Raw genomic sequence first — 15,391 nt, 5'->3', positions numbered from 1 at the left:
GCCCGCGTGGCGGCCTTCTTGTATGCGCCGCCCGGTGACTGCCGACACATGGCCAGCCCCGGCGGCAGCCGCTACGCTAGCGGTCCTGCCCGTGCTGCACGGGCATCGACGGATCCTCCATGCCGAACCTCCCGCCGGTCACCCGCTACCTGCTGATCACCAACGTGCTGGTGTTTGCTTTGCAGTTGTTTCTGCATGACGCGAGCACCTTCGCGCTGAGCCAGCATTTCGCGCTGTGGCCGCTGGGGCCGGACGTGACCGGCACGGTGGCGGACGGTCAACTGGTCACCGCGGGCTTCCGGCCGTGGCAGGTGGTCACCTACGCCTTCATGCATGGCGGCTACACCCACATCCTGTTCAACATGTTCGCGCTGTACATGTTCGGCGGGGTGATTGAGCGCACCTTCGGCGCCCGCAACTACGCGATCTACTACTTCGTCTGCGCGATCGTGGCGGCGGTGGCGCAACTGTTCGTGGTGAAGTACTTCACCCACGGCTTCTATCCCACCCTCGGCGCCTCGGGCGCGATCTTCGGCCTGCTGCTGGCGTTCGGCATGCTGTACCCGCAGGAGAAGGTGTTCCTGGTGTTCCTGCCGATCCCGATGCCGGCGTGGCTGTTCGTGATCGGCTATGCGGTGGTGGAGCTGGTGCTGGGCGTCACCGGCACGCAGGCGGGCGTGGCGCACTTCGCGCACCTCGGCGGCATGGTCGGTGGCTATGTCATGATCCAGTACTGGCGCGGCAAGCTGCCGCTGAAGCCGAAGCAGCGGTTGCTGCGCTGAATCCCACTCCCCAACCGGTAACCTCATGAGCCAAGACCTGCAGCGCCGCCTCACGCCGCGCCACATCACCTTCATGGCGCTCGGCATGTGCATCGGCGCCGGGCTGTTCCTCGGCTCGGCCAGCACGATCAGGCTGGCCGGACCGTCGGTGCTGTTCGCCTACCTGTTCGGCGGCGCGATGATCTTCATCATCATGCGTGCGCTGGGCGAGATGGCCGCGCACGAGCCCGTGGCCGGTTCTTTCGGCGCCTACGCGTACAAGTACCTCGGGCCGTTCGCCGGTTACCTCACCGGCTGGAACTACTGGATCCTGATGATGGGCGTGGGCATCGCCGAGAGCACGGCGGTGGGCATCTACATGAAGGCGTGGTTTCCCGACTCGCCGCAGTGGATCTGGGCGTTCGCCAGCGTGGCGATGATCGGCGGCCTGAACCTGTTGGCGGTGAAGGTTTACGGCGAGCTGGAGTTCTGGTTCTCGCTGGTCAAGGTGCTCACCGTGGTGGCGATGATCGCCGGCGGTTTCGCGATGATCTGGCTGGGCTGGGGCAACGGCGGCAAGCCGGTGGGCCTGTCCAACCTGTGGACGCACGGCGGCTGGTTCCCGCACGGCGTCACCGGCACGGTGCTGGCGCTGCCGGTGCTGGTGTTCTCCTTCGGCGGCATCGAGACCATCGGCATGGCGGCGGCCGAGGCTGCGCAGCCGGAACGCACGATCCCGCGCGCGGTGAACTCGGTGATCTGGCGCATCCTGATCTTCTACATCGGCTCGCTGTTCGTGATCATGGCGATCTACCCGTGGAACGAGCTGGACGCGAACAGCAGCCCGTTCGTCACCACGTTCGCGCGGCTGGGCATTCCCAGCGCGGCAGGGCTGATCAACTTCGTGGTGATCACGGCGGCATTGTCCAGCTTCAACTCCACCACCTTCAGCGGCAGCCGCATGCTGCACAGCCTTGCCGCCAAGGGGCAGGCGCCGGCGGCGCTGGGCCGCACCAGCGTGCATGGCGTGCCGGTGCGCGGCGTGCTGGTGACGATGGTGTTCCTGCTGTTCGGCGTGCTGATGAACTACCTCGTGCCGGGGCGCATCTTCGGCATGATGATGTCGATCCTCGCCTTCAACACGGTGTGGACCTGGGGCATGGTGCTGGTGGCGCACTGGCGCTTCCGTCGCCTGCAGGCCGAACCGCTGGGTTTCCGCCTGCGCGTGTGGCCGCTGTCGAGCGTGCTGTGCCTGGCCTTCCTCGGCTTCGTGTGGGTGATGCTGGGCTACAGCCCCGATACCCGCGTGGCGATCTACGTGGGTGTGGCCTGGCTGGCGCTGCTCACCGCCGCGTATTACGGCTTCGGCATCGAGCGGCGCATGCGACAGGCCATCGCCACAGGCGGAAGCTGAGCCCGGCCTCGCCGATCCCTTTCACCGGAGAGCCATCGATCCATCGCAGGAGCCATGCCATGAAATCCCGTGCCGCTGTCGCCTTCGCCCCCGGCAAACCGCTGGAGATCGTCGAGATCGACGTGGCCCCGCCGAAGAAAGGCGAGGTGCTGGTGAAGATCAGCCACACCGGGGTGTGCCACACCGATGCGTTCACGCTGTCCGGCGACGATCCGGAAGGCCTGTTCCCCTGCGTGCTCGGCCACGAGGGCGCGGGCGTGGTGGTCGAGGTGGGCGAGGGCGTCGCCTCGGTGAAGCCCGGCGACCACGTGATCCCGCTGTACACCGCCGAGTGCGGCGAGTGCCTGTTCTGCAGGAGCGGCAAGACCAACCTGTGCGTGGCCGTGCGCGCCACCCAGGGCAAGGGCGTGATGCCGGACGGCACCACGCGCTTCTCCTACAGCGGCCAGCCGATCTACCACTACATGGGTTGCTCCACCTTCAGCGAGTACACCGTGGTGGCGGAAGTGTCGCTGGCGAAGATCAACCCGCAGGCCAACCACGAACAGGTCTGCCTGCTGGGCTGCGGCGTCACCACCGGCATCGGCGCGGTGCACAACACCGCGAAGGTGCAGCCAGGCGACAGCGTGGCGGTGTTCGGCCTGGGCGGCATCGGCCTGGCGGTGGTGCAGGGGGCGCGCCGGGCGAAGGCCGGGCGCATCATCGCGGTCGACACCAACCCGGCCAAGTTCGAGCTGGCGCGCGCGATGGGCGCCACCGACTGCGTCAACCCGAAGGACCATGACCAGCCGATCCAGCAGGTGATCGTGGCGATGACGGGCTGGGGCGTGGACCACAGCTTCGAGTGCATCGGCAACGTCAACGTGATGCGCGCGGCGCTGGAATGCGCGCATCGCGGCTGGGGCCAGTCGGTGATCATCGGCGTGGCCGGCGCCGGCCAGGAAATCTCCACGCGCCCGTTCCAGCTGGTCACCGGCCGCAAGTGGATGGGCACCGCGTTCGGCGGCGTGAAGGGCCGCAGCCAGTTGCCCGGCATGGTCGAGGAGGCGATGCGCGGCGAGATCGAGCTGGCGCCGTTCGTCACCCACACCATGGGGCTGGACGGGATCAACCGCGCCTTCGAGCTGATGCACGAGGGCAAGTCGATCCGTTCGGTGATCCATTACTGAGGCCCGCGATGGAGCGCATCGAACACCGCGCCTGCTTCGGCGGCTGGCAGGACGTGTACCGGCACGATTCGGCCGTGCTGGGCTGCGCGATGAATTTCGCCGTCTACCTGCCGCCGCAGGCGGAGAAGGAACGGCTGCCGGTGCTGTACTGGCTGTCCGGCCTCACCTGCACCGAGCAGAACTTCATCGTCAAGGCCGGCGCGCAGCGCTACGCGGCCGAGCACGGCGTGATCGTGGTGGTGCCGGACACCAGCCCGCGCGGCGAAGACGTGGCGGACGATCCGGGCTGGGACCTGGGCCAGGGCGCGGGCTTCTACCTCGACGCCACCGTGCAGCCCTGGGCGGCGCACTACCGCATGCACCACTACGTGGCGGCGGAGTTGCCCGCACTGGTCGAGGCTGCGTTTCCGGCCAACGGCATGCGCGGCATCAGCGGGCACTCGATGGGCGGCCACGGCGCACTGACGATCGCGCTGCGCCACCCGGGGCGCTACCGCAGCGTGTCGGCGTTCGCGCCCATCGCCGCGCCGGCGCAAGTGCCTTGGGGCCAGAAGGCGTTCGCCGCCTACCTCGGGCCGGATCGCGCGGCCTGGGCGCGCTACGACGCCACCGAACTGCTCCGGTCGGCGACCGAGCGGCTGCCGCTGCTGGTGGACCAGGGCGGGGCCGACGAATTCCTCGCCACGCAGCTCAAGCCGGAACTGCTGCGCGAGGCATGCGCGCAGGCGGACCACCCGCTGACCCTGCGCATGCATCCGGGCTACGACCACAGTTACTACTTCGTGGCCAGCTTCATTGGCGAGCACCTCGCCTGGCATGCGCGGGCGATGAAGGGCTGAGGCGCGGCGCAGCGAACCCGCGATCTCCTGCAGGTACCGCGTCAGCGCAGCGCGAGGAAATCCGCGCTCACCACGAAGCGCACCGCGTCCAATCGCAGCCGCGACTGCGGCAGGGCGTCGAGCAAGGCATCGCGCTCGGTGGCAAGGGTGGCGATTTCCGCGCCGCTGATCGACGGGTTCACCGCGCGCAGCGCATGCAGGCGCGCCAGCTCCGCATCCAGCGCTGCGCCGGCCTCCGCCACGGCGTCGTCGATCATGGTCCGTGCGCGGTCGCGCGCCGCCAGCTCCGCCTTCTCCAGCATCGGCGGCACCAGCTTGGCGAGGAACTTGCGGTAGCGCGGCACCTCGATATTGCGGTCGGCGGCCTTGCGCAGCGCGGCGTCGCTGGGCTGGAAATCCGTGCGTTCGGCGAGTTTGGTGTCGATGGCGACGGTGATCGGCAGCGCCGGCAGGAAGCGCTCGGCGTCCAGCCGTCGGTCGGCCACGCATTCCAGCACGAACACCGCCTGCAGCAGCGCGCTGCGCGGCGGCAGCGCGTCGTCCACCATGAAGGCGGCGTTGCCCTGTTCGCCGGACAGCGCGAGATCGAGCGCACCGGCGACCATCGGATGATCCAGCCGCAGCAGCGGCAGCTCCTCGCGCGCCAGCGCCACCGCGCGGCTGAAGGTGGCCGACTGCGGGCCCTCGGCGAAGCCGGGCAGGGCGTCGGTGGAGAGGTACTGCGGATCGAGCAGGAGCACCTGGCCGCCCAGCTCCTCGGCGTGGACGCCGTAGGCTTCCAGCAGGCGCTGCACGAAGGCGTCGCGGGCCGGGTCCTCGTCCTCGCGGCGGAAGGCCTGCGCCAGTTCCTCGGCGTGCGGGTCACGGCTCGCCGCCAGCTCCAGCAGATGGTCGCGGCCCTCGCGGATCAGTTCGGCCATCTGCTCGTGGGCGGCGCGTGTCTCGGCCAGCAGGACATCGAGTTCCTGGTCGCGGCCGTCGTCGCCGCGCGCATGCTGGTCGGCCAGCTGCGCCAGGGTATCGCCGTAGCGGCGCAGCAGTTCGCGGCCGTCGGCCGGGCTCTGGCGGAACGCGTCCACGCCCTCGTCGTACCAGCGCGCCAGCACGTGCTGCGCGCTGCCCGCGACGGCGAGGATGTGGATGCTGATGTCGTGCGCCTGGCCGATGCGGTCGAGACGGCCGATGCGCTGTTCCAGCAGGTCGGGGTCCAGCGGCAGGTCCCATAGCACCAGCCGGTGCGCGAACTGGAAGTTGCGGCCTTCCGAGCCGATCTCCGAGCACAGCAGCAGGCGCGCCCCGTCCGGCTGGGCGAAGTACGCCGCGTTGCGGTCGCGCTGCACGATGCCCAGTCCCTCGTGGAAGCGCGCGATGCCGGCGCCGGTGCGCGTGCGCAGCGCTTCCTCCAGCGCCAGCACCTTGGCCTGGCTGCGGCAGATCAGCAGGAACTTGTCCTGCGGGTACGCGTCGAGCAGGGCCACCAGCGCGGCCAGGCGCGGGTCGTTCGCATAGTCGTGTTCCAGCGCGGGCGGCGGCTGCTGGATGTCGGCGTGGAACTCGGCGAGCAGGGCCTGGCGTGTGGCCTCGTCCAGGCCCTGGACGTCCAGCACCTGCCACTGCGGCACGCGCCGCGGAAAGCCGCCGATGCCGGCGCGGCGGCTGCGGAACATCGCGCGGCCGGTGCCGTGGCGGTCGATCAGCGCGGCGAGGATCTCGCGCGCGTGCTCGGGCCGGGTGGTGTCGGCGAGCCGCGCCTCCAGCGTCGCATCGCCCGCGAAGGCGCTGCGCAACGTGGCGAGCTGGGCCGCGTCCAGCGCCTCGCCGTCCAGCAGCTTGTCGGCGATGCGCGACAGCGGCTGGAAGCGCTCGGTCTCGGCGAGGTAGGCGTCGAGGTCGTGGTAGCGCTGCGGGTCGAGCAGGCGCAGGCGGGCGAAGTGGCCGCTGCGGCCCAACTGCTCGGGCGTGGCGGTGAGCAGGACCACGCCGGGCGTCTTCGCGGCGAGCCGTTCCGCCAGCGTGTAGCGCGGGCTGGCGGCCTCGGGGGTCCAGGCCAGGTGGTGCGCCTCGTCCACCACCAGCAGGTCCCATGGTGCGTCGAGCAGCTGCTGTGCGCGTTTCGGGTTCGCCTCGAGGAAGGCGAAGTCGGCGATCACCAACTGCTCGTCCTCGAACGGGTTGCCGGTGTCCTGGCCTTCGTCCGCCAGCGCCAGCGCCTCGCAGCGTTCCTCGTCGTAGATCGCGAAGCCGAGGTTGAAGCGGCGCAGCAGCTCCACGAACCACTGGTAGACCAGGGTGTCGGGCAGCAGCAGCAGCACGCGCGCGGCGCGACCGGTGGCGAGCTGGCGCGCCACGATCATGCCGGCCTCGATGGTCTTGCCCAGGCCCACCTCGTCGGCCAGCAGCACGCGCGGCGGACGCCGCGCGGAGGCGATGCCGGCCACGCGCAACTGATGCGGCACCAGGCCCACGCGCGCGGCGCCCAGGCCCCAGGCCGGCGAGCGGCGTGCCTCGGCGCGGCGGCGCAGGCCTTCCACGCGCAGCTCGAACTGGCTCACTGCATCGGTACGCCCGCCGATCAGGCGGTCGTCGGCCTGGCTCACGCTCTGCTCGTCGTCGAGCTGGCCCTCGTGCAGCTCGCGGCCCTCGCCGCGGTAGATCAGCAACTCGTCCTTGATCTCCACGCGTTCCACCAGGAACGCGATGCCCTTGCCTGCCACGCGCTGACCGGCGCGGAACTCGGCGCGCACCAGCGGCGCGGAGTCGGCCGCGTAGGGCCGCAACACACCGGCCTTGGCGAACAGCACCTGCACGCCGCGTCCCTCGACGCGCAGCACGGTGCCGAGACCGAGCTCCGGCTCGGCAGTGGAGATCCAGCGTTGACCAGGTACGAACATTGCGCAGCCGCTTGGGTTCAAGGGCCGCCAATTATCCGCGTTGCGGGCGTCAATGCACAGCGAAAACCGCGGGTTTCATCGGCACCCGCTCAGCCGGAGCAGGAGGCCCCCGGTGCGAGCGGCATGCTGGTGACATTGCCCGAGCCGTTCACGTCCAGCTCCACGCCGGGCACCGCACTGGTGTTGCTGGTCGTGCCGCTGCTGTCGCTGAAGCAGGTGATGTAGCGCAGCTTAGTGCCGGCGGGCTTGAGTTGCCCCTGCTGGCCGAAGCTCGGGTAGGTTGCCTGCGCTGCCCAGATTGCCACGCCGTTTTGCTTCGCGGCGGCACGCAACAGGAGATTGCCCGTGGCATACGCCGCATTGGACGAGGCCGCTCCGGCGGGGTAGCTGTAGACCATCCAGCCCGATCCCCAGGCGGTGCCGCTGCTGGTGCAACTGGTGCCGTTCGCGCTTGGGCACATCGTCACCGTCTGGCCGCGGTCGATCGCCTCGGCGCGGGCATAGCCGAGGTCGGCCAGCAGCGCGTTGCTGGCCGAATTCACCCGGTTGCGGCGGATCGTGTCGCGGAAGCTGGGCACCGCGATCATGGTCAGGATCGCCAGCACCGCCAGCGTCACCATCAGTTCGATCAGGGTGAAGCCGCGCGCATTTCTGGGCGATGTGCGTGTCATGTCGGTCACCAGCAATTGCCGTTGGCGTTCGATGCGGCGCTGGCCGGTCCCGGAGTCTTCACGCCCGCGTCGTTCAAGGTCAAGGTGGAGCAGGCATCCGCCGCCTGCACGCCCAGCGGCGTGGCGGTGGCAGTGAACCCCTGCGAGCTGCTGCCCGCCGGTCCGGTCATCGCCACCGTGGCGCTGTAGAAGCCCTTGTCAGATGGTGCCGGGTTGGTGAAACCGATGTCGGTCAGCGCGCCATACTTGTTGTTGGTGGCGTAGTACCGCTCCTGCGCGTTGGCGATGCGCAGCAGCAGGTCCTGGCCGTCCACCCTGCGCGAGCGATAGGTGTAGCGGCTGTAGGCCGGTATCGCGATGGCCGCGAGGATGGCGATGATCGCCACCACGACCAGCAGTTCGATCAAGGTGAAGCCGCGCGTGCGTGTCATGAGTTGCCCCTGCTCATTGGTCATTGTCCAGCGCCCCCCACGAGCGGCGGCGCCACACCGCGTCGTCGATCTTCAGCGAGCCGCCGCCCGCGAGCGGCAGGCCCGGGGTGAGCAGGCTGCCGCCGCCCACCACGGTGGCCACCGGCACCGTGCCGCTGGTCGGCGGATTGTTGACCAGTCCGCCCACCATCCGGTAGGGGCTGCTTCCGGTCCATGACGAGTAGGAGGGGGTGCTGAGGCCGCCGCCGGAGCCGCCCGTCGCGGCGTCCAGCACCATCGTTGCGCCGGTGATGGTGGCCGTGCAGGGGTCGTTGCTGGCCGGGATCAGGGTGGTGACGACCACGCGGTTGGTGTCGAACAGCGCACCGGGCGTCACCACCACCCGCTCGCCGGGCGAGCTGGTCAGGTCGAGGTTGATGTACCACCCATCCTGGGTGGCGCTCACCGCGTTGTCGGTCACGCCTCGCAGCGTATTGGTAATGCCACCGTTGGTGACGGACGCCTCCGCCAGCGTCTGCTGCTCGAGGTTGGAGGTGCCGGATACGGTGACCGGATTGCCGCTGCTGTCGAGCAGGTCGCGGATACCGTAGATGGCCTGCGTCGGCACCCCCGCGCTGGTGTTGTCGTTGGTGCCCAGGTACTTGCCGGTGCCGAACACCACGATGAAACGGTTGGTGGCGGGGTCCGGGAACAGCCGCGGCATCACCGTGATCGGCTGTGCGCCCTCGGTGGCGGGCTGGTAGGCCAGCGAGACCGTCCAGCCGGAGCTCGAGCTCGAGGTGAGGTCGTAGCGCCACAGGTTGCCGGCGAGGTCGCCGGCAAAGGCGATGTCGTCGATCTGGTCGTTGTTGTAGTCGCCCAATACCGGCGAACCGAGCCCGTAACTGGTGACGCCGGTGAGGTTGGTCGGAGTCTTCAGCTCGGCAAGCATCGCGCCGGTCTGCGCATCCAGCACGAACAGCGAGCTGAACGCCACCGCCGGACTGCCCGCGGTCGGTGCGCCGGCCGGGGTGGGGCAACTGCTGCCCAGGTAGGGCGCCTTGCTGCAGTCGGGGAAGTAGCCGCCCGGCACCAGCACCACCCACTTGCCGTTGGCGAGTCGCCCGATGTTCGGCTCGCCGTAGGTGAAGCCGAGGTCGGCCGGATTGCAGGTGCCGTAATTCGAGTAGCAGCCCGAGGTGGCGGTGGTCTGGTCCGCGCTGAATTCCCACAGCACCTTGCTGCTGGCAGTCGCCTCCGTCACCTTGGTGGGATCGGTGACGTCCAGCGCGTAAACGCCGCGGCCGCCGTTGCGCAGGTTGCCGACCAGGATGGTGTGCCAGCCGGCCGTGGTGGTGGCGGGCGAAGACGTCGCGGCGTCGAAGAACACGTCGCGCGTCACCGGCGTGCCGTCCACCGTGGGCAGGAAGGAGAAGCTGGTGCTGGTGAGGTTGCCGAGGTTGCCGTACACCGAGCGCGGCACGTAGGCAAACACTTCCTGGCCGGCCCCGGACGTGGGCACGATCTGCGGCGGCGTGGCGGTGTTCTGCTGCTCGGAAGCGTCGAACGCATGCAACATGCCGTCGTTGGCGCCCACGTACACCACGGGCTTGCGGTCGATGTGGTTCTGCACGAACTGCTCGTAGGTGCCGTCGTCGGTGGTGGCGCCGGACGCCGCCGCAGCGGCCTCGGGCGAGCCGGCCGGCCAGCTGTCCAGGTAACCGCTGGCGGGGTAGGCCACGTATACCGCATGCGAGTCGACGATCGCCCCCAGCAGGCTCGTGCGCTTGCGCATCACGTCCTTGGTTTCCTCGGTGCGGTCGCCGCGCAGGTAGTTGATGCGGTTGGCGAGCGTGTCGTTGGTGGTATCGGTGGGGGCGGGCAGCATCAATGCCGTTTGCGCCGCGGCGTCGAACGTGGTGCTCGACTCGAACGAAATGCCGCCGCCGAAACTGCCGTCGGTGTTCTCCTTGGCGGTGAGGATGTTGCGCTTGGTGGGATCGGTGACCTTGGTATCCGTCAGCAGCGTACCGGCATCCCACAGAGGGGTGTTCCCCACCGTGCCATCGGCATTGGCCTGTACGGCCTGCAGGGTGCCGCTCCAGTCGGCCGCGTTGTAGCCGGTGGTGAAGGCCAGGGCGCCGGGCACCAGCACGCTGGTGTTCAGTGCGGTGGTGGCCGGCGGCACGTTGCGGGCGCTGATGTTGGTGAGGATCTTGCTCAGCTGGTCGACCAGCTGCTTCGGGTTGCTGGCGCTGAAGAACTGCCCGCGACCGGCCAGCGCCGCGTGCCAGGTGTCGTCGATGTTGGCGGCAATGCCGTTGCCGCTGCCGTTGGGCGTGGGCCAGCCTGCGGCACCGCTGGAGTTGGCGGTGCCCTGGCGCAGCAGGCAGGCATCCGAGTTGTCGGAGCTGCCGGCAACGCAGTCGGTATCCTCGGAGAAATTCAGGTTGCCGCTGACACCCAGGCCGATCATGTAGTCGGCCATGTGCGGCCAGGTGGCAGGGTCGTTCTTGGGATTGAAATAGACTTCCGGATTGATGGCCGTGGCGTCGACGACGGAGCTGGTCTTGCCGGCAAGGTTGAACACGTTGACGGTCTGGTCGGGCAGGTAAGGCGAGACGATGTCGCCGCTGGCCGGCTTGTAGAGGTCCGAGCGCAGGTTGGTGGCCCAGTAGTGGAACGCGATGTCGGACAGCGAGGCGTAGCCGGTGTCCCCGGCGTCGTGCACGGGGTTGTAGATCGACGTGACGCCGGCGGTCGTCGGGTCCGGCATGACGACCTTGTCGGGCAGCTTGAGGCCGGATGCGGGGAGCGTGAGGGTGGAATACGCGGGGCCGTCCGTGCCGCCGTTCCACAGACCGTCGGTGATCAGCATGTGGTAGTTCTGGCGGCAGGCCAGCTCGTGGCCATCGCCGCTGCCGGTCTGCGGCGGTTGCCAATAGGGGTCGTGCAGGTCGCCGCTGCTGCCGGTGTTGCCGTAGCCGCGGGTGAAGAATTGTCCGGCCCGAGCGGTGGCGCTTCGCGTGGGGGTGCCGGAGACAGCGGGCACCTGGAAGATCCAGTTGAAGAAATCGCTGCGGTAGCAGGAGGGGGGCGTCTTGACGGTGCCCGACTGCAAGGACTGTGAGCCCAACGTGGGCTGGCTGCTCTTGCAGGTGTCGGGCGTGGTGTCGAGCAGGCTGCTGATGAGCGTGCTCGACTGCAGCACGAACTGGTCGTAGATGCCCGCGTACCCGTTGTACAGGTTCTGCCACGCCACCCGGATGGTGCTGCCGAAACTGCCGTCGTCCCACATGCCCGGATCATTGATCTTGCTGGCCAGGTTGCTGGAACCGAACACGCGCGACAGCGCGGTACGCGCCATCTGGTTGCGAGTGCGGTAATAGGCCCACCAGTTGGCCCAGTTCTGGTATTGGTCGCTGGGCACGGGTACGGCCGTCCAGTTGCTGGCGGTGTAGAGGTTCGTCAGGCCGGTGCTGGTCGGCTTGCCGAAACTGTCCACGGCGACGGCGGTGCCGGTGTACTCGTAGTAGTAGGGGCCACCCGTGCCGCCGGAGTGGTTGGTGCTGGTGTAGCGATTGCCGCTTGTGCCGAGGTTGTAGTTGCGGCCCGAATCGTAGGGGCATGCCCAATACGTCGTGGTTGTTCCGCCCCACCGCGACGAGCTGGTCTGGTTGGTGAAATCGGTGGTTCCGGCGCCGGTGCTCGGACCCAGCGGACGGTTCCAGGCGATGCCGTCGTTCCACACGGCCTTCAGCGTGGCGTCGGCGTTGGGGAAGGAGGTGCCGTCGGCGTTGACGGGCGGCGTGTAGGTGACGTTGGGGTTGTAGTACACGCCATTCATCACGTGCGCGCCGATGCCCGAGGTGGCGCCAGGGTCGATCACGGCAGCGCAGTACCACGGACCGCCTGACCACGAGCTGTTCTTGAACGGGGTCGTGTCGCCCATGTAATCCCACGCCATCGACCCGGAGTCGTCGAAGGTCACCGCCACGTTCGGCGGCACCGATTGCGTCTGGTTAGGCGGCGTGGCGCTGAGCTGCACTTCGCCGGCCAGCGCGGCGGTGCTGGCGGTGGCCGGGGAGGTGCTGCTGGTGGTTGCGGTGGTTGCCAGGGCGGAAACGCTCGGCGGCGACGGAACGGCTTGTACCGGGATCGTGGCGCCGATGCCTCCGGCCAGGGTCAGCAGCAGGGCGGGCGTGAACGCCCGGGCATGTTCGAGCAAGTGGCGGTGGCGGGTCATGGCCTGTGGCTCCGACTCAGTTGCCTTTGGCGGCGAACGTGCTTTCCAGCACGCGCACGGTATTGGGGTTGCCGCCGGTGGCGCGGGCGGTGATCCGGTAGATGTGGCGGGTGGTGCTGGTGTAGCCGCCGCCGGTGGCGCCGGTGGCGCCCGACTCGTGCAGGCCGCTGTCGATGCCCGGCGGAAGTTCTACGCCGAGGTCCTCGATGATGTAGACCGGGTTGTGGGCCAGCTGCGCGGTGACGCCCAGCGAGCCCAGCGCGGTGTAGTCCACGCTGCCCGACGGCCCCTTGTAGCTCGTGGCGCCCGCGGTGATCCAGCCCTGGCCATGGCGGAATTGCGTGACGACGCCGGTGTTGCCGTAGGGCGCGCTACCGGGGTCGTACTTGTAGCAGCTTCCCGTCAGCACGCCGCTGCCGCACAGCAGCGGCGTGCCGACGAGGTTGGTGGTGTTCATCCACAGCTTCCACTCGGCGCCGCGCAGCGCGGTTTGTGCGCTCATCTGGGCCTGCTGCGCGTTGCGCAGGCCACCGGCCATGCGTTCCTGCAGCAGCGAGCGTCCGGTGGCGCTGATCGCGAGGATGGTGAGCAGCAGCAGGAAGATCAGCGCCACGATCAGCACGGCACCGCGCTGGCGGCGGACCGAGGCGGCCCCGTCCCGGTTCTCCCTTGCCGGCAGCGAACGGAAAGAGGCGATGCGCATTCCCGCGCGATTGGGCAGCGGGCGGTTCTGGGATGGTGCGGACACGGCGGGTTCCTCGCGCATCACGGGTTGAAGTTGCGCAGCGAGACCAGCGCGGTGAACTGGCGGCGCAGCATCTGGTTCACGAAGCCCTGGTCGCTGGGCTTGATGGTGTGCGCGGACGGCGCCGCGAGCGCATTGCCGCTGCCGTCGAGGCTGTAGATGTAGTTCATCTCGTCGGCACTCAGCGTGTAGAGCGGCTGCTGGCCATCCACCAGCATGCTGACCTCGATGCTCTTGACCGAGCGCCACAGGCAGCCCGGATCGGTGGTGGACAGCGGGGTGGGGGCCGGCGGCGGGCAGTTCGCGGCGGTGCTGGCATCCACCTGCGCCGCGGTGAGGAAGCTGGTCGTGCCGTTGGCGTTTTCCACGCCGTACTTGAAGTCCAGCCGCTCGATGCCGCGCGCGATCTCGTCCTCGGAGCCGCCCGGGTTCGCGGCACCGCCGTTGACCCGCCGATACAGCGCACCGGTATAGGGCGCGGTGCCGTCGTTGTTGATGCTGACCAGCTTCACGTAGTACGTGACGGTCTGGAAGTCGCGGGTGAAGTCGAACAGCTTCGGTGCCGACGAGGGCTGCTGCATCGCCGGCTTGCCGTGGTTGTTTGCGGTGTTCGGGCTGATGACGCCGCTGGCGTCGTCGGCGGCGAAGATCTGCGCGTTGGAGCAGTCGGCGAGCATGGCGAGGTCGCCGTTCCTGAAATCGCTGGCGGGCGGTTCGCCGATGGTGGTGTCCGGGTTCAGGGTGATGCTGCTCAGCACGTTGCCGCTGCCGGCGATGCTGCTGCGGCCGGGGCCGATGGTCCAGCCGCGCGAAGGATTGATGTAGCGCACGGTGAGCACGGCCGTGCCCGGCACGCGATCGTCGAGCGCCGTGCCCATCGCCGGGATGGCCGCGATGGCGTCGTGCGGGTCGATCGGCGTGCAGGCCGTGGTCGTGCAGTCGTAGCCGCGCATCGAGAGGAAGGACGGGAAGGTGTACTTGGCGCCCGGATCCGTCGGGTAGGTGTTGCCGCCGCTGCTGCCACCCATCGGCGTGGTGACGTCGTACATGCCGCCGGTGAGGTTGGAGGCATAGACGCTCGGTGCGCGCAGGCCGTCCAGATAGGTGCCGCTGCTGGCCAGCTGCGGCTTGGCAATACCGCCGTTGTTGGTGCAGTACTGGCCGTTGGCCATGGCCAGGTCGCCATCCATGCGGCTGATCGCGAAACGCCCGGTTTCCTGCAGCGAGGCGAGCTGGGTCTGCACCCGGTTGCTGCTGGAGGTGGAAATGAACACGCTGATGATGCCGGCCGCCACCAGCAGGGCCAGCACCATGGCGATCATCAGTTCGATCAGGGAGAGGCCGGACTCGGCGGCACGGCGAAGGGTGCGGGGCATCACGGCTGGAACTCCCAGGCAAAGGTGGAGGCAACGGCCGTGCTGTTCGCCTGGTTGCCGGCGCCGCGTTCCATCCACTGGATGGTCATCTTGCAGTTGCCGCCGTAGGGGGGACGCATGCCGTACTGGGCGGCGGTAGGCGCGTAGCCCGCGGCGGAGGCGTCGCAGGCGATCGTGGCGCTGGCGTCGGGCAGGAAGGCGGCGAGCTGGCTGCTCCACATCTGCTTGTCGTGCGTGGCCAGGTCGTCGGGCGTGCAGGGCGAGGCGTTGTCGCAGGCGGTGGTGACGGTGGTGGCGACCGGATAGCCGGTGCTGTTGTAGCTGCCGTCCCACACGGCCATCGGGTTCGCGCTCATGCGGTCGGCCATGTTGTGCGCGAGGAAGACGACCTGGGTCCGCAGGTAGGCCGCCTGGTTGGAGCGCGTGGCCATGATCAACAGGCCGGCCAGACCGACCAGGCCGATGCTGAAGATCATTACCGCCACCAGCACTTCGATCAGCGAGACGCCGCGCTGACAGGATGGTTTACGCATGTTTCCCCCGGTTCCGCCCTTGCCGGCACCAATGTCGCGAACCGCGGCGGGAATCGCCGCGGGCGCCGTTGCCGGATTTCCCTGACCACAGCCGTTTCGCGCGCAGCGGTGTGGATGCAGGGCGATTATGCGCGGCGGTGTCGGGCGCCGGAGCGCCGTTCGTCAGCGATTCTCGACCGTTGATCGGCGCAGGCAGCGGTGCCGCAAGAAACATGCTGAGAGATTGTGCTCTGCATCACGCAAGTCGGGAGCTGGCGCTCGTGTCGATGTTCCGGATCCGGTGACCGGGCTCGGCCACGAGCGGAGGCGAGCGCGGTTGCCTCTGGCGCCTGCAGC

At 68.8% G+C, this 15,391-nt stretch carries 11 protein-coding genes; 4 read left to right on the top strand and 7 right to left on the bottom strand.

What is annotated here, in order from left to right; genetic code table 11:
- Nucleotides 1-119: 119 nt before the first annotated feature.
- Genes ACQGNW_RS17170 through fghA form a run of 4 tightly spaced genes read left to right on the top strand, consistent with a single transcriptional unit; the run spans nt 120 to nt 4,183 of the window.
- Complete coding sequence (locus tag ACQGNW_RS17170; RefSeq protein WP_426664598.1) at nt 120-782, top strand: rhomboid family intramembrane serine protease; 663 nt, start codon at nt 120-122, stop codon at nt 780-782.
- A gap of 25 nt (nt 783-807) precedes the next feature.
- Nucleotides 808-2,175, top strand: coding sequence for an amino acid permease (locus ACQGNW_RS17165; RefSeq protein ID WP_426664597.1), 1,368 nt, complete (start codon nt 808-810; stop codon nt 2,173-2,175).
- A 59-nt stretch (nt 2,176-2,234) separates the two neighbouring features.
- A complete protein-coding gene (locus tag ACQGNW_RS17160; protein ID WP_426664596.1) occupies nt 2,235-3,344 on the top strand; it encodes an S-(hydroxymethyl)glutathione dehydrogenase/class III alcohol dehydrogenase in 1,110 nt (369 codons plus the stop codon).
- Nucleotides 3,345-3,352: 8 nt separating this feature from the next.
- The gene (fghA, locus tag ACQGNW_RS17155; RefSeq protein ID WP_426664595.1) at nt 3,353-4,183 is read left to right on the top strand and encodes an S-formylglutathione hydrolase; all 831 of its coding nucleotides are present in this window, start codon (nt 3,353-3,355) and stop codon (nt 4,181-4,183) included.
- Nucleotides 4,184-4,224: 41 nt separating this feature from the next.
- Here fghA and rapA read toward each other — a convergent pair whose 3' ends face one another.
- From rapA to pilV, 7 genes are all read right to left on the bottom strand, one after another.
- Nucleotides 4,225-7,074 (bottom strand): RNA polymerase-associated protein RapA, encoded by a 2,850-nt coding sequence (gene rapA, locus ACQGNW_RS17150; protein WP_426664594.1) that lies wholly within the window; start codon nt 7,072-7,074, stop codon nt 4,225-4,227.
- A gap of 89 nt (nt 7,075-7,163) precedes the next feature.
- Nucleotides 7,164-7,745: a GspH/FimT family pseudopilin gene (locus ACQGNW_RS17145; protein ID WP_426664593.1), complete on the bottom strand. Its 582-nt coding sequence runs from the start codon at nt 7,743-7,745 to the stop codon at nt 7,164-7,166.
- A gap of 5 nt (nt 7,746-7,750) precedes the next feature.
- Entirely contained in the window at nt 7,751-8,176 is a 426-nt protein-coding gene (locus ACQGNW_RS17140; protein WP_426664592.1) for a type IV pilin protein, read from the bottom strand.
- 13 nt (nt 8,177-8,189) lie between these two features.
- Entirely contained in the window at nt 8,190-12,401 is a 4,212-nt protein-coding gene (locus ACQGNW_RS17135) for a pilus assembly protein (protein ID WP_426664591.1), read from the bottom strand.
- A 16-nt stretch (nt 12,402-12,417) separates the two neighbouring features.
- Entirely contained in the window at nt 12,418-13,149 is a 732-nt protein-coding gene (locus ACQGNW_RS17130; RefSeq protein ID WP_426664590.1) for a pilus assembly PilX family protein, read from the bottom strand.
- A 17-nt stretch (nt 13,150-13,166) separates the two neighbouring features.
- Entirely contained in the window at nt 13,167-14,522 is a 1,356-nt protein-coding gene (locus tag ACQGNW_RS17125; protein ID WP_426664589.1) for a PilW family protein, read from the bottom strand.
- Nucleotides 14,522-15,055 (bottom strand): type IV pilus modification protein PilV, encoded by a 534-nt coding sequence (gene pilV, locus ACQGNW_RS17120; protein ID WP_426664588.1) that lies wholly within the window; start codon nt 15,053-15,055, stop codon nt 14,522-14,524. The genes ACQGNW_RS17125 and pilV overlap by 1 nt, the downstream gene beginning before the upstream one ends.
- Nucleotides 15,056-15,391: the final 336 nt, after the last annotated feature.

This window comes from Rhodanobacter aciditrophus, assembly GCF_050026795.1.
In the GTDB taxonomy this organism is placed as follows: Bacteria; Pseudomonadota; Gammaproteobacteria; order Xanthomonadales; family Rhodanobacteraceae; genus Rhodanobacter_A.
The sequence above is the reverse complement of the archived record's forward strand: the minus strand, read 5'-3'. Positions and strand labels throughout refer to the sequence as shown.